General features: G+C 70.6%; 22 protein-coding genes and 1 pseudogene. 13 read left to right on the top strand and 10 right to left on the bottom strand.

The window, feature by feature from the left end; all coding sequences use genetic code 11:
- Positions 1-317 precede the first annotated feature (317 nt).
- Entirely contained in the window at positions 318-2,573 is a 2,256-nt protein-coding gene (locus H613_RS25785; RefSeq protein WP_051393210.1) for a hypothetical protein, read from the top strand.
- 47 nt (positions 2,574-2,620) lie between these two features.
- Here H613_RS25785 and H613_RS0110285 read toward each other — a convergent pair whose 3' ends face one another.
- Positions 2,621-3,667 (bottom strand): ABC transporter substrate-binding protein, encoded by a 1,047-nt coding sequence (locus tag H613_RS0110285; protein WP_026923723.1) that lies wholly within the window; start codon positions 3,665-3,667, stop codon positions 2,621-2,623.
- 189 nt (positions 3,668-3,856) lie between these two features.
- Between H613_RS0110285 and H613_RS0110290 the strand changes: the two genes are divergently transcribed.
- Genes H613_RS0110290 through H613_RS30820 form a run of 3 tightly spaced genes read left to right on the top strand, consistent with a single transcriptional unit; the run spans position 3,857 to position 6,710 of the window.
- Entirely contained in the window at positions 3,857-4,870 is a 1,014-nt protein-coding gene (locus tag H613_RS0110290; RefSeq protein WP_026923724.1) for a FecCD family ABC transporter permease, read from the top strand.
- Positions 4,867-5,919, top strand: coding sequence for a FecCD family ABC transporter permease (locus H613_RS30815; RefSeq protein WP_026923725.1), 1,053 nt, complete (start codon positions 4,867-4,869; stop codon positions 5,917-5,919). The genes H613_RS0110290 and H613_RS30815 overlap by 4 nt, the downstream gene beginning before the upstream one ends.
- A 20-nt stretch (positions 5,920-5,939) precedes the next feature.
- Positions 5,940-6,710, top strand: a complete 771-nt coding sequence (locus H613_RS30820; RefSeq protein ID WP_026923726.1) for an ATP-binding cassette domain-containing protein — start codon at positions 5,940-5,942, stop codon at positions 6,708-6,710.
- Between the two features lie 102 nt (positions 6,711-6,812).
- Here H613_RS30820 and H613_RS32780 read toward each other — a convergent pair.
- The 3 genes and pseudogenes from H613_RS32780 to H613_RS0110325 all read right to left on the bottom strand — a co-directional run.
- A pseudogene (locus H613_RS32780) lies at positions 6,813-7,853 on the bottom strand (low temperature requirement protein A); the annotation flags it as partial.
- Between the two features lie 29 nt (positions 7,854-7,882).
- The gene (locus tag H613_RS25790; RefSeq protein WP_051393211.1) at positions 7,883-9,259 is read right to left on the bottom strand and encodes a sensor histidine kinase; all 1,377 of its coding nucleotides are present in this window, start codon (positions 9,257-9,259) and stop codon (positions 7,883-7,885) included.
- A 2-nt stretch (positions 9,260-9,261) separates the two neighbouring features.
- Positions 9,262-10,020: a response regulator transcription factor gene (locus H613_RS0110325; protein ID WP_084546517.1), complete on the bottom strand. Its 759-nt coding sequence runs from the start codon at positions 10,018-10,020 to the stop codon at positions 9,262-9,264.
- A 215-nt stretch (positions 10,021-10,235) separates the two neighbouring features.
- Here H613_RS0110325 and H613_RS0110330 point away from each other — a divergent pair, with 215 nt between their 5' ends.
- A complete protein-coding gene (locus tag H613_RS0110330; RefSeq protein WP_026923730.1) occupies positions 10,236-11,072 on the top strand; it encodes an SDR family oxidoreductase in 837 nt (278 codons plus the stop codon).
- Here H613_RS0110330 and H613_RS0110335 read toward each other — a convergent pair whose 3' ends face one another.
- Positions 11,073-11,390 (bottom strand): hypothetical protein, encoded by a 318-nt coding sequence (locus H613_RS0110335; RefSeq protein WP_026923731.1) that lies wholly within the window; start codon positions 11,388-11,390, stop codon positions 11,073-11,075. It abuts the gene before it with no gap.
- Between the two features lie 241 nt (positions 11,391-11,631).
- Here H613_RS0110335 and H613_RS0110340 point away from each other — a divergent pair, with 241 nt between their 5' ends.
- From H613_RS0110340 to H613_RS25795, 3 genes are read left to right on the top strand one after another with little or no spacing between them, the layout of a single operon-like run.
- Entirely contained in the window at positions 11,632-12,501 is an 870-nt protein-coding gene (locus tag H613_RS0110340; RefSeq protein WP_026923732.1) for a helix-turn-helix domain-containing protein, read from the top strand.
- Between the two features lie 2 nt (positions 12,502-12,503).
- Positions 12,504-12,758: a DUF397 domain-containing protein gene (locus H613_RS0110345; RefSeq protein WP_026923733.1), complete on the top strand. Its 255-nt coding sequence runs from the start codon at positions 12,504-12,506 to the stop codon at positions 12,756-12,758.
- On the top strand, positions 12,755-13,300 hold the full coding sequence (locus tag H613_RS25795; RefSeq protein ID WP_084546520.1) for a GntR family transcriptional regulator: 546 nt from the start codon (positions 12,755-12,757) through the stop codon (positions 13,298-13,300). The genes H613_RS0110345 and H613_RS25795 overlap by 4 nt, the downstream gene beginning before the upstream one ends.
- A 9-nt stretch (positions 13,301-13,309) precedes the next feature.
- On the opposite strand, the gene H613_RS0110355 is transcribed toward H613_RS25795, so the two are convergent.
- Complete coding sequence (locus tag H613_RS0110355) at positions 13,310-14,320, bottom strand: S-adenosylmethionine:tRNA ribosyltransferase-isomerase (RefSeq protein WP_026923734.1); 1,011 nt, start codon at positions 14,318-14,320, stop codon at positions 13,310-13,312.
- Positions 14,317-15,009, bottom strand: a complete 693-nt coding sequence (locus H613_RS0110360; protein ID WP_026923735.1) for an SDR family NAD(P)-dependent oxidoreductase — start codon at positions 15,007-15,009, stop codon at positions 14,317-14,319. The genes H613_RS0110355 and H613_RS0110360 overlap by 4 nt, the downstream gene beginning before the upstream one ends.
- A 123-nt stretch (positions 15,010-15,132) precedes the next feature.
- Here H613_RS0110360 and H613_RS0110365 point away from each other — a divergent pair, with 123 nt between their 5' ends.
- Genes H613_RS0110365 through H613_RS0110375 form a run of 3 tightly spaced genes read left to right on the top strand, consistent with a single transcriptional unit; the run spans position 15,133 to position 17,948 of the window.
- Positions 15,133-16,254: a GAF domain-containing sensor histidine kinase gene (locus tag H613_RS0110365; protein WP_211234768.1), complete on the top strand. Its 1,122-nt coding sequence runs from the start codon at positions 15,133-15,135 to the stop codon at positions 16,252-16,254.
- Entirely contained in the window at positions 16,247-16,864 is a 618-nt protein-coding gene (locus H613_RS0110370) for a response regulator (protein WP_026923737.1), read from the top strand. Before H613_RS0110365 ends, H613_RS0110370 begins: the two co-directional genes overlap by 8 nt.
- A gap of 46 nt (positions 16,865-16,910) precedes the next feature.
- Positions 16,911-17,948 (top strand): hypothetical protein, encoded by a 1,038-nt coding sequence (locus H613_RS0110375; RefSeq protein WP_026923738.1) that lies wholly within the window; start codon positions 16,911-16,913, stop codon positions 17,946-17,948.
- Positions 17,949-18,078: 130 nt separating this feature from the next.
- Here the strand turns inward: H613_RS0110375 and H613_RS0110380 are convergent, their stop codons facing one another.
- Together H613_RS0110380 and gmd are read right to left on the bottom strand one after the other, a co-directional pair.
- On the bottom strand, positions 18,079-18,915 hold the full coding sequence (locus H613_RS0110380; protein ID WP_026923739.1) for an aldo/keto reductase: 837 nt from the start codon (positions 18,913-18,915) through the stop codon (positions 18,079-18,081).
- Positions 18,916-18,963: 48 nt separating this feature from the next.
- Entirely contained in the window at positions 18,964-19,956 is a 993-nt protein-coding gene (gene gmd / locus H613_RS0110385; protein ID WP_026923740.1) for a GDP-mannose 4,6-dehydratase, read from the bottom strand.
- Positions 19,957-20,100: 144 nt separating this feature from the next.
- Between gmd and H613_RS0110390 the strand changes: the two genes are divergently transcribed.
- Both H613_RS0110390 and H613_RS0110395 read left to right on the top strand, forming a co-directional pair.
- Positions 20,101-21,078 carry an NAD(P)/FAD-dependent oxidoreductase gene (locus H613_RS0110390; protein ID WP_026923741.1) on the top strand — a complete coding sequence of 326 codons (978 nt, stop codon included), beginning with the start codon at positions 20,101-20,103 and terminating at the stop codon, positions 21,076-21,078.
- Positions 21,079-21,184: 106 nt separating this feature from the next.
- A complete protein-coding gene (locus H613_RS0110395; protein WP_026923742.1) occupies positions 21,185-22,150 on the top strand; it encodes an NAD(P)H-quinone oxidoreductase in 966 nt (321 codons plus the stop codon).
- Positions 22,151-22,246: 96 nt separating this feature from the next.
- Here H613_RS0110395 and H613_RS0110400 read toward each other — a convergent pair whose 3' ends face one another.
- Positions 22,247-22,684 carry a MerR family transcriptional regulator gene (locus H613_RS0110400; protein WP_026923743.1) on the bottom strand — a complete coding sequence of 146 codons (438 nt, stop codon included), beginning with the start codon at positions 22,682-22,684 and terminating at the stop codon, positions 22,247-22,249.
- Positions 22,685-22,856: the final 172 nt, after the last annotated feature.

Raw genomic sequence — 22,856 nt, forward strand, 5'->3', positions numbered from 1 at the left:
CAAGACCTCGCAGGCGGTGCGATCGCTCGAAGGCTTCGTGTTCTTCGCCGAGCGCGTGGACGGCGAGGCCGGCACCGTCCTGGCCCACCAGGCCGAGCAGGTGATCGACCAACTGGAGTAGACGACCATCGATGAGCGGGGTTCCCTTCGGGGGACCCCGCTTTCGCGTTGACGACGACCGCTCCGCCAAACATGGGATGATACGAGGAATTCACGCGTAGGCCTTGCGCGCGTCCCCTCGTTGCGCTTGAGTGTGAAGACGAGTCACTCACGGCGCGCGCCGTGAGTCCAGCACAACAGCATTGGAGCAGCTCCTCGTGCATTCCCTCCGACGGAGAGCCCGGACGGCGACCGCCGCCGCGGGCCTGGCGGCCCTCGGCATCACCGGGCTCGCCTTCCCGCAGGCCGCCCACGCCGACGAGATCCCGATCATCCACATCGGCGAGGTCCAGGGGTCGATCGGCGACGACGACACCGACTTCGCATCGCCGCTGCACAACGAGACGGTCCGCGTCCAGGGCGTGGTCACCCAGCTGACCCTCGAAGGCAACGGCAACAGCGGCTTCTTCGTCCAGGAGCGCGCCGACGCCACCGACGGGGACCCGAACTCCTCGGACGGCATCTTCGTCTACAACGGCACCTTCGACAGCCTGCGCACCGCCACCGGCTCGCCCGCCGCCGAGGAGCTCGGCCCGCGCTGGACCGTGGCCGTCGGCGACGAGATCGTCCTGGAGGCGAAGGTCGGCACCTACTACGGCAACGTCCAGTTCAGCGGCGGCTCGGCCTACGTCTACGACGTGGTCGACACCGGCCTCGACCCGCTGGAGGCCGTCGAGGCCGCCGAGGTGGACCCGCCCGACGACGCCGCGGACGCCGAGCGCTACTTCCGCCGCCACCTGGGCATGCAGCTGACCGTCCCCGCCGACTCGGTCGTCACCGCCGGACGCGACGTCTTCGGCACCGACGGCGAGGTCTGGGCCATGCGCGGCGACCACGAGGTGGCCCAGCGCGAGGACTACTCCCAGCGCGCCTACCGCGACGCCCACCCGCTCGACAACGTCCCGGGCGAAGCCTTCGACGACGGCAACGGCTACCTGTTCACCATCGGCTCCTTCGGGATCAAGGCCACCGCCGGGAACGCCGACGCGATGATCGCGCCCGCCAAGACCTACGACGTGATCACCGAGGCCGCCACCGGCGGCGTGTACCTCACCTTCGGCAAGTACACCGTCAACGTCGCCGAGAACCTCGACCTCGAAAGCGGCCCCCAGCCCGCCGAGAACCACCCCGTCGAGCCCGCCGGGCGCGGCGAGGCCGCCATCGGCTCCTACAACGTCGAGAACCTCTACGACACCCGCGACAACCCGAACTCCGAGTGCGACGACCTCGCCGACCCCGGCTGCGTCGACCCCGACGACCCCGAAGGCAACGTCGACCCGCCGTTCGACTACGTCCCGGCCTCCTACGCGGAGTACGAGGCGCGCATGGGCCGCATGGCCGCCCAGATCACCGGCGACCTGCACAGCCCCGACGTCCTCATGGTCCAGGAGACCGAGACGCAGGACGTCTGCGAGGCCAACCCCGAGTGGACTCCCGATGCCGACCTCGGCGCCGACCGCCTCGTCTGCGACCTGGAGAACACCGGCGAGGCCAACGCGCACGCCGACGGGCAGCCCGACTCGCTCCAGGAACTGGCGCTCATCATCGCCGAGAGCGGCGGCGCCGAGTACACCGCCGCGGGCGACCTCGACGCGGGCGACACGCGCGGCATCATGACCGCCTTCCTCTACCGCGCCGACGACGTCGAGCTGCTCGACGCCCGCCGGAGCGACCCGGTGCTCGGCTCGGACCCGGAGGTCGACTACGGCACCGAGGCCGATGAGATCAACGCCGACGTCCAGAACCCGAAGGCGCTCAACGCGTCTCTGCCCGAGGACGTCTTGGAGCAGTGCTCGGGCTCGGGCGTGTTCGCCTGCAACGGCTCGGACGTGTTCTCACGTCCCGCGCAGGTGGGCCTGTTCCGCTTCACCTACGAGAAGCCCGGCCGCGACAAGCACGCCGACGTCTACCTGGTCGACAACCACTTCTCGTCCGGGCCGGACCGCCGCGTCCTGCACCGCACCGAGCAGGCGGCCTACCTGGCCGCGATCAGCGACGCGATCCTGTCCGACGACCGGCGGGCCAAGGTGCTGGCAGCCGGGGACTTCAACGTCTTCCCGCGCCCGGACGACCCGTTCGCGCCGGGCCAGACGATCGCGGGCGACTGGGTCGGCCCCTCCGACCAGCTCGCGCCGATGTACGAGGACTCAGGCCTGTCGAGCCTGTACGACACGATGCTCGACGAGCACCCCGCGGCCGCGTACTCGTACACCTACATGGGGCAGACGCAGACGCTCGACCAGATGTGGGCCTCGCCGTGGCTCCAGCGGCGGATCGAGGACGTGGCCTCGGCGCACATCAACGCCGACTACCCGGCCGACGCCCCCGGCGAGGAGCCCGCCTACGGCGCGTACGGCGTCTCGGACCACGACCCCGAGGTGGTCACGCTCGACCTGAAGCACCTCTGCAGATAGCGGAACGGCGGCGAGCGGCCCTGCCGCTCGCCGCCGTCGCAACGTGATCAGGTGAGCTTCTGCGCGTTCGTGATCGCCTCGGCCAAGGCCTCCAGGTTCGCCGCGGCGCTCGCGTACGAGTAGATCGGCTCGGAGTTCCAGGGCGTGATCTGGCCGGCCTCGACGGCGGGCATCGCGTTCCAGGTGGGGAACTCGGCGAGCGCGTCCGGTTGCAGCGTCAGCTCGCGGGCGTCGAGGAACAGCAGGTCGGCGGTGTACTTGCCGGCGTTCTCCCACGACAGGCTCTCGAAGTACCCGCCGGCGCCGCCGTTCTCGTCGGGGTTGTCGGGCACGATGAAGTCGACGCCGAGCTCGGTGAACAGCCGCAGGTCGTTGGCCATCACGGGGTTCGAGGCGTAGAAGTACTCGGCCGAGCCCGAGCAGGCCAGGATGGTGATCGGGTTCGCCGCGGCGGCGGCGCGCAGCGTCTCGACGGCGGCGTCGTAGCGCTCCTTGGCGCCGGTGTTCTCCTCGGATTCGAGGTCGGCGCCGAGGCTCTCGGCCAGCTCGGCGTGGCGGCCGATGACGTCGCTGAGGGTGTTGGAGCCGTCGTCGGCGGCCAGCAGCACGGGCGGGGCGAAGCTCGTGATCTCCTCGGTGCTCTCGGCGGGCACGTACCACAGCGAGGCGGGGTCGAGGTAGTAGTGGGTCATCAGGACCTCGGGGCCGAACGCGATGTAGGCCTCGATGTCGAACTCGCCGTAGGTGTTCCCGATGACGGTCAACTCGTCGACGGGGAGGTTCCCGGCCTGGCTGGTGGCGCTGCCGTCCTCGTTGGTGGTGGGGCCGAAGACGGCCCCCGGGGTGATGCCGAAGTCGTGGAGCGCGGCGGCCATGCCGGTGAAGGCGACGATCTTGGTGGGCACCTGGTCCAATTCGACGGTCTCGCCGGTGTCGTCGGTGAACGACCACGGGCCGCTCGAACCCGAGTCGCCGGAGTCCTCGCCGTCGCCGCCCGAACCGCAGGCGGCGAGCATGCCGGTGAGGCCGAGGGCGCCGCCGCCCGCGAGCAGCCCGCGCCTGGCGAGCTTGACGCTGTCGACATCGAATGCCATGTGTATCTCCTCAGTGAAGGGCAGGTGACCGCCGGGATGTCAGTTAGGTTAGCCTAAGCAAAGGAGGCGGCGTGAATCCGGCGGGGAGGCGAGTGACATGAGGTACCCCGCCGGGCGGGCGCACGGCCTCCATCGATCCGGCTTAGGTTAGCCTAAACAAAATAAACGACCGTCCCTCGGAGCCCGCAGTTGTCCACCACCGCCACCGTCGCCCCGCGAACGAACCGCCGCGTGACCGGCCTGTTCGTCTTCGCGGGCGTCCTGGTCGCCCTCGCGGTCCTCAGCGTCGCCGTCGGCTCGCGAGCGCTGAGCCTGCCCGAAGTCTGGTCCGGGCTCACCGACGCCGCCTCGGACGCCTACCCCGTCGTCACCGAGCTCCGCCTGCCCCGCACCGCCCTCGGCCTCGCCGCCGGGGCCGCCCTCGGCCTGTCCGGCGCCCTCATGCAGGCCATGACCCGCAACCCGCTGGCCGACCCCGGGCTCCTCGGCGTCAACACCGGCGCCGCGGCGGCCGTGGTCACCGCCGTCCACTTCATCGGGCTGACCACCTTCACCGGCACGCTCGCCTTCGCGTTCATCGGCGCCGCCGTCGCGGCCGTGGCCTGCTACCTCATCGGCGGCGCCGCCACAGCCACCCCCGCGCGGCTCGCCCTCGCCGGGGCCGCCGTCACCGCCGCCGGGTACGCCTACGTCTCCGCCATCCAGCTCCTCGACACCGCCACGCTCGAGCAGATGCGGTTCTGGTCGGTCGGGTCCCTCGTCAACGCCCACACCGTCCCGCTGTGGCCGGTCATCGGCCTCATCGCGGCCGCCGGGATCGGCGGCGTGCTCCTCGCCAGGCCGCTCAACGCGCTGGCACTCGGCGACGCCACCGCCACCGGCCTGGGCATCGACCCGCGCGTGCTGCGCGTCGCCGGGATCGGTGCCATCACCGTCCTGGCCGGGACCGCCACGGCCGCGTGCGGGCCGATCGTCTTCGTCGGGCTGGTCGTGCCGCACGTCGTGCGCGCCTTCACCGGACCCGACCAGAACTGGGTCCTGCCGTACTCGATGCTGACCGGCGCGGCGTTCCTCGTCGCCGCCGACATCATCGGCCGCGTCGTCGCCCGCCCCTCCGAACTCCAGGTCGGCATCGTCTGCGCCGTCGTCGGCGGCCCGTTCTTCCTCTACCTGGTCAACCGCAGGAAGGTGGCCCGCCTGTGAGCACCGCGCCCGCGCTCGCCCGCACGGCCGTCGTCCGCGTCGGCGGCCGCTCGGTCCGCCTGCACGGCCGCACCGCCGCCGCGGCCGCCGGATGCCTCCTCGCCCTCGTCGCCGTCGCCACCTGGTCGACCACCACCGGCACCTTCGAGCTCACCCTCGACCGGCTCTGGGCCACGCTGAACGGCTCGGGCACCCGCGCCGAGGACTTCATCGTCTGGACGGTGCGCCTGCCGCGGCTGGCCACCGCCGTGGCCGTCGGCGCCTGCCTCGGCCTGGCCGGGGCCGTCTTCCAGACCCTCACCCGCAACCCGCTCGGCAGCCCCGACATCCTCGGCCTCACCCAGGGCGCCTCGGTCGGCGCGCTCGGCGCCATCGTCATCGCGGGAGCCTCCAGCACGGCGGTCACCGGCTCGGCCGCGGCCGGAGCGCTCGCCACCGGCCTCGGGATCTACCTGCTCACCCGCGGCGGCGACCCGTCCGGCTACCGGCTCGTCCTGGTCGGCATCGGCGTCGCGGCGATCCTCGCCGGGATCAACGGCTACCTCCTGACCCGCAGCGACATCGTCGACGCCTCCAGAGCGGTCTACTGGCTCACCGGCGACCTGGGCGGGCGCGACTGGGGCCAGGCCGCCACCGCCGCCGTCGTCCTCGCCGCCGGGACCGTCGCGACCGTGGCGATCGGCCGCGGCCTCGACGCGCTGCGGCTCGGCGACGCGGCCGCCGTCGGCCTCGGCACGCGCGTGGGCGCGGTCAAGATCACCGCGCTGGTCACCGCCTCGGTCCTCACCGCCGGAGGCGTCGCCATGGCCGGGCCGCTCGCGTTCGTCGCGCTGGCCGCCCCGCACATCGCCGCCCGCCTGACCGGCTCGTCCCGCAGCCTCCTGTGCGCCGCGCTGGTCGGCGCGCTCATCGTCGCCGCCGCCGACGCGGCGGCCGTCTACGGCGTCGCCGGGCACCAGCTGCCGACCGGCGTCGTCACCGGCGTCGTCGGCGGCGTCTACCTCATGTGGCTGCTCGCCACACAGCGCAAGAAGGGGATCATGCCGTGACCGTCGCATCGCAGAGCCCGCTGGCCGTCCGGAACGCCACGATCGGATACGGGCGCGTCGCCATCAGCGAAGGGCTCACCGTCGACCTCCCCGAAGGCGAGTTCACCGTCATCATCGGCCCCAACGCCTGCGGCAAGTCCACCCTGCTCAAGGCCCTGGCGCGCATGCTGAAGCCCTCGGCCGGGCGGGTGCTGCTCGACGGGCGCGACATCCACTCCCAGCCCACGAGGTCGGTCGCCAAGCGCCTGGGCCTGCTGCCGCAGTCGCCGATCGCGCCGGACGGGATCACCGTCGCCGACCTGGTCGCCCGCGGCCGCTACCCGCACCAGGGCCTCTTGCGGCAGTGGTCGGCCGAGGACGAGGCCGTCGTCGCCGAGGCCATGGAGGCCACCGACATCGAAGACCTCGCCTCGCGGAGCGTCGACGAGCTGTCCGGCGGCCAGCGGCAGCGGGTGTGGATCGCGATGGTGCTCGCCCAGCAGACCCCGCTGCTGCTGCTCGACGAGCCCACGACCTACCTCGACATCACCCACCAGCTCGAGGTCCTCGACCTGTGCGCCAAGCTCCACCGGGAGGGCCGCACGCTCGTGGCGGTGCTGCACGACCTCAACCAGGCCGCCCGCTACGCCACGCACCTGATCGCGATGCGCGAGGGCGCGGTGGTCGCCGAGGGAGCCCCGGCCGACATCGTCACCGCCGACATCGTCGAGAAGGTCTTCGACCTGCCGTGCCGGATCATCGACGACCCCGAGACGGCCACGCCCCTGGTGATTCCCAAGTCCGGTCGCTAAGCTCCGCGCCGCGAGCCTCCTCGACCGGTACTCCAGCGCCAAGCCGCCGATGAGGACGATCGCTATGGCGCCCAGCTGACTCGCGGCGTTGTACAGGCCGACCGGCGTCACCGCCAGGACCGCCGCGGCCAGGCAGACCCGGTCGAGCGGGCGCTGCAGCGCCATGGCGGACCGCAGCCAGGCCGTGCCGAGCAGGAACGCGGCGACGCCTCCCGACACCAGCAGCATCGCCGTGAGATCGAGCGGGGACGTGGCGTGCCCGATGGCGTGCTCGACCCCCGCGGCGAACACGATGATGCCGAGCAGCACCGGAATGAACGCGTACGAGAGTCCGTTGAGGACCTTCCGGACCCGCTGCACCTGGTCGCTCGTCTCGGCCAGCGCCTCCTCGGTCCGCGGCATCTCGTGGACGAACAGCGCCCACCACAGGCAGGCGGCGACGGCGAGGCTGAGGATCGCCGCGAAGAGCAGATCGCCGTCGAGCGCCAGCCCCGCGGCCCCGATGCTGATGGCCACCACCGACTCGCCGAGGGTGACGATGACGACCAGGCCGTGGCGCTCGGTGATGTGCCCCGGGTGCAGGGTGAGCCCCTTCTGGTTGTGAAAGATCGGGACCGACCACACGATGACGGCCGCGAGCGCCCACAGCAGGTGCCGCCACAGCCCCTCGGGGCCCAGCTGGGCGGCGAAGACGGCGGCGACGGCGGCCATGTTGGCGACGAAGACCGGCCCGACCGCCTTGGTGGCCTGGAGGTACATCAGGCCGTGGATGACCACGACGACGAGCATGCCCACGGCGATCCAGACCTCGCCCTCCTCGAAGGCGACCGGGACGCTCATGCCGACCAGCAGCCAGCCGGCCATGGCGACCAGGACGAGGATGCGGCGCGCCGGGCGCACCGGCGGGATCACGTTCGTCAGCCAGCTGTAACCGGCGAACATCCACCACAGGAACCCGAGCATGAGCACCGACTGGAGGAGGCCGGTGAGCGGGTGGTGGGCGATCAGGGCGGTGAACTGGGTGACGATGAAGACGAAGATGAGGTCGAAGAAGATCTCCAGCGTGCTGACCCTCAGCTCGTCTTCGTCCTTGGTCGGTTCGATGTTCTCCACGAACCATTGAGGGAGTCTGTCTGCGAGCACGCGCAATACTAACCCGGCTGCTCGGGCCGCTATTCGAGCTGCGCCTTGGGGATCCGCACTTCGATGGCGGTGCCCTCGCCCTCGGCGCTCTCCAGGCGCAGCTCGCCGCCGTGCCCGCCGACGATCGAGGTGACGATGGACAGCCCGAGCCCCGAGCCGCCGGTGGCGCGCGAGCGCGAGGGGTCGGCGCGGTAGAACCGGTCGAACACGCGCTGCCGGTGCTCCTCGGGGATGCCGGGCCCCTGGTCGGCCACGCGCAGCACGGCCTGCGGGCCGTCGCTGTCGACCGAGACGTCGATGCGGGTGCCCGGAGGCGTGTGGACGCGGGCGTTGTTCAGCAGGTTGACCAGCACCTGGCGCAGCTGGCCGTCGTTGGCCACCACGGTGATCTCGTAGGGCGCGTGCAGCTCGATCGGATGGTCGGCATCGGCCACCTCGGCGTCGTCGACCGCGTCCTGGGCGAGCTGGCGCAGCTCGACGAGCTCGCGGTCGCCGCCGACCTCCTCGTCGAGCCGGGACAGCACCATCAGGTCGTCGACGAGCCCGGCGAGCCGGGCGTTCTCCGAGCCGATGCGGTCCATGGCCCGGTCGAGCTTCTCGCCCTCGGCGGCCACGCCGGACTGGTAGAGCTGCACGTAGCCGCCGATGGCCGTCAGCGGCGTGCGCAGCTCGTGCCCGGCGTCGGCGACGAACTGGCGCAGCCGCTCGTGCTGGCGGTCGCGCTGGCCGATGGCGTCGGTCAGGCGCGAGACCATGCGGTTGAGCGCCAACGAGAGCCGCCCCATCTCGGTGCGCGGATCGGCGGGCGTGATGCGGTGGTCGAGCCTGCCGGAGGCGACGGTCTCGGCGTCGGCGACCATCCGGTCGACCGGGCGCATGCCGCGGCGGGTGATGATCCACGCGGCCGCGATCCCGATGGCGGCCACCACGAGCGCGGTGATGATGACGGTCCTCGTCAGCGTCCCGATGGTCGCCTCGACGTCGTCGATCGGCGTGGCGATCACGACGTCGACGGGGACGTCCTTGATGGCGTAGTAGTCGTTGACGGCGAGGGCCCGGTAGGTCACCTCGTCGTCGGTGCTCTCGACGTTGAAGTACTCGTCGGTGTCCGGTGAGGCCGACAGGTCGGGCAGTGCGAACGGCTCGTCGATGTAGCCCGAGTTCTGGACTGCCACGAGTTCCCCCTCTTGATCGAAGGCCATGACCGCGAACTCGGAGTAGCCGAAGTCCTCGGCCGGGTTCCCGTCGGGAGGGTCGCCCAGGTGGCGCGCGTACTCGAGGAGCTTCTTGTCGACCTGCCCGGTCAGGTGGTCCGAGACCGTCGTGACGGTCACGAACCCGATGACGGCCACCGCGACGATGAGCAGCACCGCCATCGCCGCGGCGATCTTGGTCCTGATCGCCACGGCTACTCCCGCGGCGGGCGCAGCATGTAGCCCACGCCCCGGACGGTGTGGATGAGCCGGGGACCCAACTTTTCGAGCTTGCGGCGCAGGTAGAACACGTACGTCTCCGCCAGGCTCGACTCGGTGTCGAAGTCGTAGCCCCACACCTGCTTGAGCAGCTCCTGCTTGGAGACGACGCGCCCGGCGTTGGCCGCGAGGTAGCGCAGCAGCCGGAATTCGGTGGGGGAGAGGTCGACCGCCTTGCCGCCCCTGGTCACGCGGTGCTCGGCGAGGTCCAGCGTCAGGTCGGCGACGGTCACGGAGTCGTCGGCGCGGGGGCCGTCCGCGCCGATGAGCGTGCGCCGCAGGACCGCCGAGACCCGCAACGACAGCTCTTCGAGTCGGAACGGCTTCATCAGGTAGTCGTCGCCGCCGGATCCGAAGCCCTCGCGCAGGTCGTCGGGGGTGGTGCGCGCGGTCAGGAAGATGATCGGGGTCTTGTCGCCGGTCGAGCGGAGCCGTTCGGCGACGCCGAAGCCGTCGAGGCCGGGCATGTTGACGTCGAGGATGATCAAATCCGGTCGGGAGGCGTCGACCGCGGCCAGCGCGGCGGTGCCGGAGGCGGCCGAGGCGACATCGTAGCCCTGGAACGAGAGCGCCTCGACCAGAAGATCGGCCAGGCTCTCCTCGTCGTCCACGATCAGGAGCCGCGCCGCCGACCCGTCCGGCCGGAGCGGCACCTCTGGTGGCGTGGCCGCGGCGGGCCCGCTGCTCGACGTCATCACCGCTCCTATCGCTGCTTGTGCGCTGGTCGCGCCCGGCCAGCCTAGTGCAGCCCGCGGCGGACGTGTAGGGCTCGCGGCCGTTTCCACGCCACTTCTGGCGCGGCTCCCAGCTTCCGTTCAGCCACGCGGCGAGTCGGGGTGGCATCGAGCCTTGCGGACCTGTAAGTTACCCATTAGTAGTATTCGGCGCCCACCGACCTGGAGGCACAGCAATGGAGCGAGCCGTCAACGACCACCCCCTCGCCGGGAGGGCGGCCTTCGTCACCGGCGCCAGCCGCGGCATCGGCAAGGCCATAGCCGTCGCGCTCGGCGCGGCCGGAGCACAGGTGGCGCTGTTCGCCAAGACCGGCGAGCCGCACCCCAAGCTCCCCGGGACGCTCTACGAGACCGCCGCCGAGATCGAAGAGGCGGGCGGACGGGCCCTGCCGATCGTCGGCGACCTGCGCGACGCCGACGCCGTCACCGAGGCCGTCGACCGCGCGGCGGCCGAATTCGGCGGGCTCGACATCTGCGTCAACAACGCCTCGGCGCTCGACCTCACCTCGGTGGGGGAGATGAGCCTGAAGAAATTCGACCTCATCACGCAGGTCAACCTGCGCGGCACCTTCGCGACCCTGACGGCAGCGCTCCCGCACCTGCGCGAATCCGACCACGCGCACCTGTTGACCATCGCCCCGCCGCTGAACACGGACCCGAAGTGGTTCGACGGCGGTCCCTACACGGCCACCAAGTACGGCATGACGATCATGACCCTCGGCGCGGCCCAGAGCGAGCCCGGCGTGGCCGCCAACTGCCTGTGGCCCGCGACGACGATCGCCACGGCGGCGGTGGAGTTCGCGCTCGGCGGCCAGCCCATGGTCGAGCGCAGCCGCAGGCCCGAGATCGTCGCCGACGCCGCACTGGCGATCCTCGCCAAGGACCCCGCCGCCTACACCGGCAACGCGGCCCTGGTGGAGGACGTGCTGGCGGCGGAAGGGATCACGGACCTGTCCGGCTACGCCGTGGTGCCGGGCCAGACCGACTTCCAACCCGACATCTACGTGGACTGATCACCTGATCAATCCGTCGAAGGTGACCACGGTGCCGTCCTCCATGTGCATCTCGACGGGACCGAAGATGGAGTAGAAGCGGAGTGAACCAAGCGCGTCGGCGTGCTTGCCGAAGCTCGCGCCGGCTTCCGGATACACCTGCATGGAGGCGGCACCGCGCCCGGTGTCGTAGCCGATGGCGAGTGCGCCGGGGCACTCGGCCAGGTGAATGCCCTCGTCACCTTCGCATCCGGCGCACCGGATGGTGAAGGTCTGCGGAGCGGCGGGCGGATCGAGGTCGGCCCTACCTGTCGGATGGGCGACAATGGGCGAGGACACGGTGTTACCTCCGATGTCTCAAGACCGGGGCGGGCCTCGGCGTCCAAACTCTGGCCCCGCCCCGGTCGGTTTCTGAGAGAGGCGCGAAACGTCTCGTCTTGCGAACCCCCGGTAGCTGTTGGCTCGTGTTCGCTGTCTCACACCTGACTGGTATCTTTGCACAAAGAGACAATGTATACAAGCGTTAAATCTCAATGTGCGTTAAAATTCTAGCGGGTTGATGAGGATAGGGAGCGGAGACATGGCGGGACCTGGACGACCGAAAGGGCCGGGACCGAGTCTGCGCTCCCGCTGGCTTGGCGAGAAGCTTCGCGCGCTGCGCGAGGAGGCGGGTGTCTCGGTCATGGAGACCGCGGAGTTCTTGCAGCGAGACCGGTCCGCGGTAAGCCGCCACGAGACCGGTGAATATCCGATCCGCAGAGCGGACGTCTACGCCTTGCTGACCTTCTACGGGGTAGAGGACGAGAAGCCTCGGAGCGAGCTGCTCGACCTGTGTGAGGAGGTCTGGCGAAAAGGCTGGTGGGACCCCTACAGGGAGGACGTCACCAGGGACTTCATCAATCTGCCGTGGCTGGAGTCGCGAACCGACTGGTTGTGCGTGTACCAGAACATGCTGGTCCACGGGTTGGCGCAGACACCCGCCTACGCGGAGGCGGTCATCCGCAATGCCGAACGCGGTGCCGATGAGGACCAGATGCAGCGGTGGATCGATCTCAGGCTCGAGCGGCAGCGGATCTTGTCCGAAGACGAGCCGCTGAACTACGAGCTGGTGCTGGAGGAACCGGTGCTCCACCGGCCGATCGGCGGCCTGGAGACGATGCGCGGACAACTGGAGCACCTGCTCGACCTCGCCAGCCGGAGCAACATCGACCTGCGGGTGATGCCCACCGCGCACGGCCCGCACGGAGGCCATCACGGAAGCTTCCAGTTGTTCGTAATGCCAGAGCAGTTTCCCAATGTGGCCTATGTCGAGACGCTCGGCGGGGCGCTCTATGTCGAATCACCTGGAGTCGAGCGTTTCGAACACGCATGGGAGGATCTTTTCAGCAACGCGCTCGACCCCATGCGGTCCGCAGCGCTCATCGAAGCGGCACTGGAGGAAACCAAGTGAGGATCACCGGCACTGTCCAGCGGCTTTCTGACGAGGAGCTGGCCGGGGTTCGCTGGAGAATCAGCACACGCAGCAGTGACAACGGCGGCAGTTGTGTCGAGGCCGGACCGCTCTCGGACGGCTCGGGCCGGGTGGCGGTCCGACACTCGCACCATCCGGAAGGCTCGGTCATCGTGTACACCCGCGCCGAGTGGGATGCCTTCCTCGCCGGTGCCAGAGACGGCGAGTTCGACTTCGACGAGACTCCTTCGGCGTGACACGCCAGGCCGACCGCTTCCAGCCGATCCGGCGCGGCTTCCCCGGCCGGATGTTCGCCTGGCGTAGCGGTCGCGCCATCCAAGACGCCGACACCGGTCGGCGGCCCCGCGCGGTCGACGTCGTCATTCGCGAAGCGGCCGCACCGCAGCAGATCGCCGAATTGCTCGCGACCGAGGTCGATGCGCCCCTCCTTTTGCGCTCGCGGCGATTCCTGGTCGAAGGCCGTCCGGTCCAGCTGGCCCGCTCCTACTATCCGCTCGAACTGGTGCGCGGCACGCAGATCACCGAGAACGACACCGGTCCGGGCGGCGCCTATGCCCGTCTCGCGGAGATCGGCCACGAACCGGTCGAGTTCATCGAGACAGTGTGCACCCGGATGCCGTCCCCGGAGGAGGGCGAACAGCTCGAACTGCCAGGCGGCACTCCTGTCTTCGCCGTCCTTCGGGCGGCGTATGCCGCCGAGGGCCGGTGCGTGGAAGTCACGGAGATGATCCTCGACGGCAGTGCCTATGAGCTCGAATACTCCTCAGGCCGCCCGTAGCGGCCATGCTCAGGCGATGAGGTGGACGTCGCCGAATTCGTGCCACAGGTACCTCGCCTCGATGGCCGCCTCGTAGGACTCGCGCAGCAGCTCGGTCTCCGCAATCGCCTCCAGCATCGACAGATGCGTCGAGCGCGGCTCGTGAAAACCGGTCAAGAGGCCGTCCACCACCTCGGGCGGTTCGGCGGGGGAGATGATCCGACCGGTGTGACCCGAAGCGGCTTCGACTCGCCCTTGCCGCACGGCGCTCTCCAGCGCCCTCACCACTGTCGTGCCGATCGCGAGCACCCTGCCGCCGGATTCCCTCGCACCGTTCACCGCCCTGGCGGTGTACTCACTCACCTCGAACCACTCCGGGTAGGGGTCCTCGTCGCTCTCCAGCGACGCCACGCCCGTGTGCAGAGTGATCGGGGTGATGGCGACGCCGCCCGAGACCAGCCGCGTCACGATCTCCGGAGTGAACGGCCTTGCCGCACTAGGCATCTCGGCCGATCCCGGCACCGTCGCGAACGCCGTCTGGTACGCCGACACCGGCCAGTCCCTATCGATGTACGAATACCGGATCGGCTTGCCGTACCGCGCCAGGTACTCCGGGACCGACGCCACCGGCGGTCTTGTCACCCACAGCCGCTTGCCGAACCGTTCCTCCAACCGCAGCGTCACCCCGCCCGGCAGTCGGACCGTGTTTCCGGGAACCTCTCCCAGGTACGGCCTCGGGCCGTCGCGCAGTTCCACCAGCCATGAGCCGTCCGGCCTGCTCGATGAGAAGTGGACTCGCCAGCCGTGCTTCGTCGGCACCGACGCCGGGAGCGTCGTGGAGTTGTTGACCACCAGCAGGTCTCCCGGGCGGATCAGCGCCGGGAGGTCGTCGAAGTGGTGGTGTGCGATCGTCTCCGATGCCTTGTCGGACACCAGCATCCGCACGTCCGAGCGTGCCGTGCCGCGCACTTCGGCCGGTTCCCTCGCCTCCAGCGCGGCGTCCAGCGCGAACGCGAACGGTGAGGTCAATGTGGTGCTCATGCCACCGTCACTCCCCGGAAATCCCGGGCCTCGATCCGGCCGCTGTCCGGCCGGGCCGCGACGATCCGGGCGATGGCGTCGGCCGCCTCCCCGGGCGGCGGGGCCTGCTCGGCGTCGGTCTCGCCGACGGCGTCGGCGAGCATCCCGGTGCGCATCTCGCCGGGGTCGACCGCCCAGACGGCCACCTTCGGCTCCTCGGCGGCCAAGACGTTCGACAGCTGGTCGAGCGCGGCCTTCGTCGCCCCGTACGGACCCCACGTGGCGTACGGGCCCACGGCGGCGTCGGAGGTGATGTTGACGATCGCGCCGCGCCGCTCCCGCAGCGACGGCAGCGCCAGCTGGGCCAGGGCGACCGGCGCGGTCACGTTCACGTCGAACAGGCGCGGCCACGCGTCCAGGTCGGCCTCGCCGAGCTCTGGCAGGGGGACCTGGCCCAGCGTCGAAGCGTTGTTGACGAGCAGGTCGATCCGGCCCTCGGCCAGCGCGACCAGCCGCTCGCGGTGGGCCGCGTCGGCGACGTCGCCCGCGAGGTGCGCGGCCCCGAGCCTCCCGGCGACCTCGGCGAGCCGGTCTTCGCCGCGCGCGGTCAGGACCAGGTCCCAGCCGTCGGCGGCGAGCCGCTCGGCGAGTGCCTTCCCGAGTCCGGCCGAGGCGCCGGTGATGATGGCGGTACGCGATTCGTTGTTCATGCCTCCGACGCTATGGGCGCATGCCTCCGGCGTCATCGGGCCGAAGTCGCGGTCGGTCCTGCACCGCTGGTCTTAAGACCTGCGTCGGAAGGCACGGGCGCCGGATTCGACTAGGTTGGAGGCGTGACCGCTTCCCGCTCGGACTCGACCGCGCTGCTGCACGAGGTGTCGGCGGCCGTCGGCGCGATCACCCGACACCTGTCGGTCGCGCAGGTGCTCGAGGTGATCGTCTCCTCGGCCCGGCGCCTCGTCGGCGCCGACTACGCCGCGATCGGCATCCCGGACGACGAGGGCGGCTTCGCCGAGTTCATCACCGACGGCATCGGCGAGGAGCAGCGCCTGGAGATCGGGCCCCTGCCCCGCCAGCACGGGATGCTCGCCGCGATCCTCACCGAGACCGAGCCGATCCGCCTGCCCGACCTGCGCCGGGACCCGCGCTACCGGTGGTGGCCCAAGGCCCACCCCACGATGGCGGCGCTGCTCGGCGTGCCCATCCGCGACGGCGAGCAGACGCTGGGCATCGTGGTGCTCACCAACGACCTCGGCGGCCCGCTGTTCACCGAGGCCGACGTCGAGCTCATCGAGCTGATCGCCTCGCACGCGGCCATCGCGCTCACCAACGCGCGGCTCTACGAGCACAGCCGGGAGCTGACCATCGTCCAGGAGCGCAACCGGCTCGCCCGCGAACTGCACGACGCGGTCATGCAGCGCCTGTTCTCCCTGCGACTGTCGGCGCGCGCGGCGGCGAAGCAGATCGACACCCACCCGGCGGCCGCCGCGGCGCGCATGGAGGAGGTCGAGACCCTCGCGGCCGACGCGATCGGGGAGCTGCGCGGCGTCATCGTCGAGCTCCGCCCGGCCGACCTGGACGCCCACGGCCTGGTCGAGACGCTGCGCCGCCACGTCGCCCTGCTCGACCGCCTGCACGAGACCGACGTCGCCTTCACCGTCCGCTCCCCGGTGGACCTCTCCCGCGACGCCGAGGTCGAGGTGCTCCGGCTCGTCCAAGAGGCCCTCGGCAACGCCATCCGCCACGCCAGAGCGCGAAGCGTCGCGGTCACCGTCGACTCCGAGCGCATCACCGTCGCCGACGATGGCGAGGGCTTCGACGCCGACGAGGCCGCCACGCGCGGGCTCGGCCTGCTGTCGATGCGCGAGCGCGCGAAGGCCCTCGGCGGCGACCTCCGCGTCGCCACCGCCCCCGGCGAGGGCACCGTCATCACCCTGGAGCTGCACCGTGCATGAGCCGATCCGGCTGCTCATCGTCGACGACCACCCCGTGGTCAGGCAGGGCCTGCGCGCCTACCTCGAACTCGAAGCGGACTTCGACATCGTCGCCGAGGCCGGCGACGGCGAGGAGGCGCTGGCCGCCATCGGCGAGGACGAGCCCGACGTGGTGCTCCTCGACCTCAAGATGCCCGGCACCGACGGCCAGGCCGTGCTGGAGCGCCTCGGCGGCGACGGGCCGCGCGTCCTGGTGCTGACCTCGGCCACCGACAGCGAGCGCGTGCCCGCCGCGATCGAGGCCGGAGCGGCCGGGTTCGTCTACAAGGACATCGACCCCGACGCCCTGGCCGCCGCCATCCGGACCGTCCACGCCGGGCAGACGCTGCTGTCACCCGCGGCGATGCGCGGCCTGATGTCCGGCGGCCCCGCCGCCGCCCCCGAGCTGACCCCGCGCGAGAGCCAGGTCCTCGGCCTCATCGCCAAGGGCCAGACCAACCGCCAGATCGCCCGGGCCCTCGGCGTCTCGGAGAAGACGGTGAAGACGCACGTGACGAACCTGCTGCGCCGAATCGGCGCCGCCGACAGGACCCAGGCGGCCCTGTGGGCCGTCCGCCACGGCGTCGGCTGACCGTTCACCGATGATTCATAAAGGGACGCCCACGTAGAATCGGCGCGTGCCCCTTCAGCGTAAATTCATATCCCCCTTTCTCTTGATCCTCACCTTGCTCGCGGTGGGCTCGGCGGCGGGCTCCCGAGCGGTGCCGCCGGCGACCGTGGACGCCTATGAGGTGTGGACCGGCTCGGTGCAGGACCCCTGGTGCGGTACGGACGATGCGGCGTACCTCCTCGACGAGGACGCCGACCTCCGAGGACCGCACTTCTCCCTTTCGCTCCTATGCGGATATGTAGAGAGCCGCATTCCGGAATTCGCGTTCGAGGAGACCAGCACGGCGCGACAGCTCGCCGACGATACGGAACTGCTGCTCGTCCAGATAGCCCACGCCGCCGATTACCTTCCTGAAACCGAGCGCTTTCCCGCCGTGCATGCGACTTCCGTACGAGCCTGGGTCGAAATCGGGCGCAAGCGCATCGCGCTCGATGCGCCGCCGACAAAAGGCGGATACCTGGCCGTCATCGTCCCAGAGGGTGAAAAATCGGCACTGTGGATAGAGGATGCGGAAAGGGCGCAGGGACTCGATCTGAGGAACGGCGAGCAACTCGACCCTGTGAGCGCCTATTACGAGGAGCCGGGTCTGTGGACCGAGAAGTTGCCCGATTACGACTATGACGACGTCCGATTCCGAAACGGTGGAGCGACGTGGGACCTCAGCTGCGACAGCATCGGAGCGAATGTCACACGTGCCGTTTGGCTCGAGGACCAGGGGTGGGCGCCCGAGGGGAAGGCCTTTCTCGTGGCCGAGTTCTGGTGGTGCAGCGGCGAAGGCGTCTACGACGGCGCGATTTGGGTGCTCGACGCTGACAAGGCGATGACGGTCTGGATCGATTCGGAGATCGTCCAATCGTCAGTGCTGGAAGAGCGCCCCTATGAAAGCGGCGGAGCCGTGTACACCGCCGTCTTCGAGGTGCCGAGCGATGTCGAAAGGTTCCGAATTCTCTTCGCGCCGGTGGGCGAAGTAATCGATGAACGTACCGGGGCGACCTATGAGCTGGAGGTGTTGCCCAGGATCACCGACAGCGAGGTGACCTTCTGACGCGCGGCTGCGGTCGTGCCGATCGGCCGATAAGTGATGCTGACAGTGCGCCACGAAGCGCTCGACCCACTTGAGGCCACCGAACGATAGCGGCCTTCCAGCGCTGTGGAAGGCCGGGACCCGACTGCCGTCAGCGCTCGCCGCTCCCCGGGTCGATGCCCTGGCGTTCGCCGGTGTCCAGGGCGTCGATTCGGGCCATCTCCTCGTCGGTGAGGGCGAAGTCGAACACGGCGAGGTTCTCGGCGATCCGCTCGGCGTGCGAGGACTTCGGGATCACCACGCAGCCGTGCTGCAGGTGCCAGCGGATGACCACCTGCGCGGCCGTCTTCTCGTGCGCCGTGACCGCCTCGACCACCGCCGGCTCGTGGAGGAGCGAGCCGGTGCGCTGGCCCAGCGGCCCCCACGACTCGGTCGTGATGCCCCGCTCGGCGTGCCAGGCCCGCAGCTCCGCCTGGTTGAAGTAGGGGTGCAGCTCGACCTGGTTGACCGACGGCCACACCCCGAGCTCGGCGTGGACCTGCTCGAGGTGCTCGGGCAGGAAGTTCGAGACGCCCGCCGAGCGGATCAGGCCCTCCTCCTTCGCCTCCAGCAGCGCCTGGAACGTCTCCACGTACAGGCCCTGCTTCGGGGACGGCCAGTGGAGCATGAACAGGTCGAGGTGGTCGGTGCCGAGGCGCTCCAGCGAGGACTCCAGCGCCGCCCGGGCCTTGTGGTAGCCGTGGTGGTCGTTCCACAGCTTGCTGGTCAGGAACACGTCCCCTCTGGCGAGCCCGGAATTCGCGACGGCGCGCCCGACGCCGGTCTCGTTGCCGTACATCTCGGCGGTGTCCACCAGCCGGTACCCCAGCTCCAGCGCCGTCTCCACGGTCCGCCGCGCCTCGTCGTCGCCGACCTTGTAGGTCCCGTACCCGATGCGGGGCATGACGACGCCGTCATTGAGCGTGATCGGTGCGCTGAGATCAGTCATGCCCGCGATGGTATCCACTCGCCCGGGCCTCCCGCACCGGTTACGGCCTCACTCGCCCGCGCGCAGGGCCGCCCGGTCGGCGTCGACCATGACCCGCGCCAGCTCGTCCCAGTGCACCTTCGCCCTCCAGCCGATCTCGCGCCCGATCTTGGCCGGGTCGCCGATGAGCTCGGGCACCTCGGCGGGCCGCTCGTACCGGTCGTCGTGCTCGACGTGGTCGCGCCAGTCGAGCCCGGCGTGCGCGAACGCGGCCTCGGCGAAGTCGCGGACCCGTGCCGGGCGGCCGGTGGCGATCACGTAGTCGACCGGCTCGGCGTGCTGAAGCATCAGCCACATCGCCTCGGCGTACTCGGGCGCGTACCCCCAGTCCCGGACGGCGTCGAGGTTGCCCAGGTAGACGTGCTTCTCGATCCCGGCGGCGATGCGAGCCACGGCCCGGGTGATCTTGCGGGTCACGAACGTCTCGCCGCGCCTCGGGCTCTCGTGGTTGAACGCGATCCCGCTGGCGGCGAACATGCCGTAGGACTCGCGGTAGTTGACCGTCGCCCAGTGCGCGTACAGCTTCGCCGCCCCGTACGGGCTGCGCGGGTGGAAAACGGTGGTCTCGCTCTGCGGCGGCGCGGCCAGCCCGAACATCTCCGAGGTCGACGCCTGGTAGATCCTCGCCTCCACCCGCGAGGCCCGCACCGCCTCCAGCAGCCGGACCGCGCCCAGCGCGGTCACGTTCGCCGTGTACTCGGGCAGGTCGAAGCTGACGCGCACGTGGCTCTGCGCCGCGAGGTTGTAGATCTCGTCCGGGGCGATGTCGCGCACGAGGTTGCCCAGGAGCCCGGCGTCGGTCACGTCGCCCTTGTGGAGGAAGAGTCGCCGCCCCGACTCGTGCGGGTCCTGGTAGACCGCGTCCAGCCGGGAGGTGTTGGCGATCAGCGACGAGGTGTGCCTGACGATCCCGTGGACCTCGTAGCCCTTGGACAGCAGCAGCTCGGTCAGGTACGACCCGTCCTGGCCGGTGATGCCGGTGATCAGCGCGGTCCTGGTCATGCGCTCGGTCCTTCCCGGCCGCGGCGCGGCCCCGAACCAGCCTAATGGGGCTTCCCGAAGACCGGATGCCGCGGACCGCCCAACGGGAGGCGCGAATGGATACGATGGCACCACAAGTCCTGACAACGGAGTCGGTGGTGTCCAATGCCGGAAGTCTCAGTCGACCTCGCCATCATCGGTGCCGGGCCGACCGGCCTCTACGCGGCCTACTACGCGGGCTTCCGCGGCCTGTCGACAGTGGTCGCCGACGCGCTGCCCGAGCCCGGCGGCCAGATCACCGCCATGTACCCCGAGAAGCTCATCTTCGACGTCGGCGGCTTCCCCGAGATCAAGGGCCGCGACCTCGTCGAGAACCTCGTCCGCCAGGCCGCCCCGTTCGAGCCGTCCTACCTGCTCGGCCGCCGCGCCGAGAAGCTCGACTGCTCAGGCGGCAAGCCCGTGCTCGACTTCGACGACGGCACCCGCGTCTCCTGCGGCGCCGTCCTCATCACCGGCGGCCTCGGCAGCTTCACCTCCCGGCCGCTTCCGGCCGCGGCCGACTTCGGCGGCGAGGGCGTGGTCTACTTCGTCCCCGAGCTCGCCGCCCACGCGGGCCACGACGTCGTGGTCGTCGGCGGCGGCGACTCGGCCTTCGACTGGGCGCTGGCCCTGCACCCCATCGCCCGCAGCGTCACCCTCGTCCACCGCCGCGAGAAGTTCCGCGCCCATGCGGGCACCGTCGCGCGCGTCCGCGACCTCGACGTCCCGATCATCGTCAACGCCCAAGTGGACCGCATCCTCGGCGACGAGCGCGTGATCGGCGTGGAAGCCGCGGTCAAGGGCGAGAGCGAGGCGCGCAAGCTCCCCGCGGACACGGTCGTCGCCGCGCTCGGCTTCACCGCCGACCTCGGGCCGATGACCGACTGGGGCCTGGACATCGAGAAGCGCTGCATCCTCGTCGACTCCGCGATGGCGACGAACCTGCCGCGCGTCTTCGCCGCCGGTGACATCGTCCAGTACCCCGGCAAGGTCCGCCTCATCGCCACCGGCTTCGGCGAGGCGGCCACCGCCGTGAACAACGCGGCCGTCGCCATCGATCCCGACGCGCACCTCTTCCCCGGCCATTCGAGTGAAGGGACCTAGCGGGGACCTTCTGCGCCGCAATGGTTCCCGTGCTCACGTTCTACTGCGGAGGCGAAATATTCGGGTGTGATGCCCTGTCCCGCGCGGGGAGTCTTAGGATGCGGGAATGCTTGCCATGACCGTCGCCGACGGGAAACTGATCGCCGACACGGTGCCCGACCCCGAGCCCGGCCCCGAAGAAGTGCTCATCGAGGTCGCCGCGGCCGGAGTGAACCGCGCCGACCTGCTCCAAGTCGCCGGCCACTACCCGCCCCCGCCCGGCGCGCCCGCCTGGCCCGGCCTCGAAGTCTCGGGAACCATCATCGCCGTCGGCGACGACGACAACGCCGCCCTCGTCGGCTCCGAGGTGTGCGCCCTGCTCCCCGGCGGCGGCTACGCCCAGCTCGCCGCCGTCGACGCCGGGCTCGTGCTGCCGAGGCCCGAGGGCGTCGACCTGGTCGAGGCCGCGGGCCTGCCCGAGGTCGCCGCCACCGTCCACTCCAACCTCGGCTACCTGATCGAGCCGCGGTTCTCCGAGGCCGAGCCCCGCGTGCTCGTCCACGGCGGCGCGGGCGGCATCGGCACCTTCGCCATCCAGTACGCCTCCAAGCTCGTCGGCGCCCACGTCTGGACCACCGCCCGCGACGACTTCGCCTCGCAGCTCCAGGACCTCGGCGCCGAGCGCGTCATCGACTACCGCAGCGAGGACTTCTCGGCCGAACTCCAGGCCGCCGGAGGCGCGCAGGCCATCCTCGACGTCATCGGCGCGGCCTACTTCGAGGCCAACCTCAAGGCCCTCGCCACCGACGGGCACCTCGTCATCATCGGCCTCCAGCAGGGCCGCACCGCCGAGATCGACCTGGGCGCACTGCTCGCCAAGCGCCACACCGTGGCTGCCACCGCGCTCCGCTCCCGCCCGATCGAGCAGCGCCGCCAGATCCTCGCCGAGGTCTTCGCGCACGTCTGGCCCCTGCTGGACGACGGCAGGGTCAAGCCGGTGGTCACCACCCGCGTCCCGCTGACCGAGGCGGACGAGGCGCACCGCGTCATGAGCGCCGGAGGCCACTTGGGGAAGACCGTCCTGACGCCTTGACGCAGCCGCGCCCGCCCGCGCTCGGCACGGGCGGGCGCGGCTCGTGCCACCGTCAGCCGCAGCATCCGGGGTCGCACGGGCAGCATGTCTCGTCGTTCATCGCGTCGCACCTCCCTCCTCGCATTGCTCGGGCGGGCACCAGTTCGCGGGCAGCGGCTCGCCGCAGCCCCCGTCCTCGACGGCCCGCAGCATCGACGTGAGCTGGGACCGCAGGCCCTCCAGCCTGGCGATCTCGGCGCCGATCTCGCCGAGGCGCCGCTCCAGGTGCTGCTCGGCCGGCTCGCACGGGCACACCCCGGTGTCGCGCACGGCCAGCAGGTCGGCGATGTCGCCCAGGCGCAGGCCCGCGCCCTGGCAGGCGCGGATGAACCGCGCCCGGTCGATCGCCTCGGCGCCGTAGCGCCGGTACCCGGCCGCGCTGCGCCCCGCGGGCGGGAACAGGCCCTCGCGCTCCCAGTGGCGGATGGTGTCGGCCGTGACGCCGACGGCCTCGGCGATCTTCCCGACGGTGAGTGTCGCTGTCGCGGTGGTCATGGATCGAACGTAGACCTTGGAGCCGACTCCAAGGTCAAGTCCGGAACCGGGAAATCCCCGAACGGCCGGGACCCGCCGGTAATGCGTTGGAGCCCGGTCTCAGGCGGCGATTACCATTGACCGCGAACACGAGCGCCGAGCCCCGCTCGGCCTGTCGATTGAGGGAGAACCG

Source organism: Glycomyces arizonensis DSM 44726 (assembly GCF_000482705.1).
Classification (GTDB): domain Bacteria; phylum Actinomycetota; class Actinomycetes; order Mycobacteriales; family Micromonosporaceae; genus Glycomyces; species Glycomyces arizonensis.

Excerpts from the sequence above, each read along its gene's own strand:
- H613_RS0110285 (WP_026923723.1), bottom strand. The coding sequence starts at position 3,667 with ATGGCATTCGATGTCGACAGCGTCAAGCTCGCCAGGCGCGGGCTGCTC.
- H613_RS0110380 (WP_026923739.1), bottom strand. The coding sequence starts at position 18,915 with ATGACTGATCTCAGCGCACCGATCACGCTCAATGACGGCGTCGTCATG.
- H613_RS0110340 (WP_026923732.1), top strand. The coding sequence starts at position 11,632 with ATGGCGGGACCTGGACGACCGAAAGGGCCGGGACCGAGTCTGCGCTCC.
- H613_RS0110355 (WP_026923734.1), bottom strand. The coding sequence starts at position 14,320 with ATGAGCACCACATTGACCTCACCGTTCGCGTTCGCGCTGGACGCCGCG.
- gmd (WP_026923740.1), bottom strand. The coding sequence starts at position 19,956 with ATGACCAGGACCGCGCTGATCACCGGCATCACCGGCCAGGACGGGTCG.
- H613_RS0110330 (WP_026923730.1), top strand. The coding sequence starts at position 10,236 with ATGGAGCGAGCCGTCAACGACCACCCCCTCGCCGGGAGGGCGGCCTTC.
- H613_RS0110360 (WP_026923735.1), bottom strand. The coding sequence starts at position 15,009 with ATGAACAACGAATCGCGTACCGCCATCATCACCGGCGCCTCGGCCGGA.
- H613_RS0110325 (WP_084546517.1), bottom strand. The coding sequence starts at position 10,020 with ATGACGTCGAGCAGCGGGCCCGCCGCGGCCACGCCACCAGAGGTGCCG.
- H613_RS0110390 (WP_026923741.1), top strand. The coding sequence starts at position 20,101 with ATGCCGGAAGTCTCAGTCGACCTCGCCATCATCGGTGCCGGGCCGACC.
- H613_RS0110395 (WP_026923742.1), top strand. The coding sequence starts at position 21,185 with ATGCTTGCCATGACCGTCGCCGACGGGAAACTGATCGCCGACACGGTG.
- H613_RS0110400 (WP_026923743.1), bottom strand. The coding sequence starts at position 22,684 with ATGACCACCGCGACAGCGACACTCACCGTCGGGAAGATCGCCGAGGCC.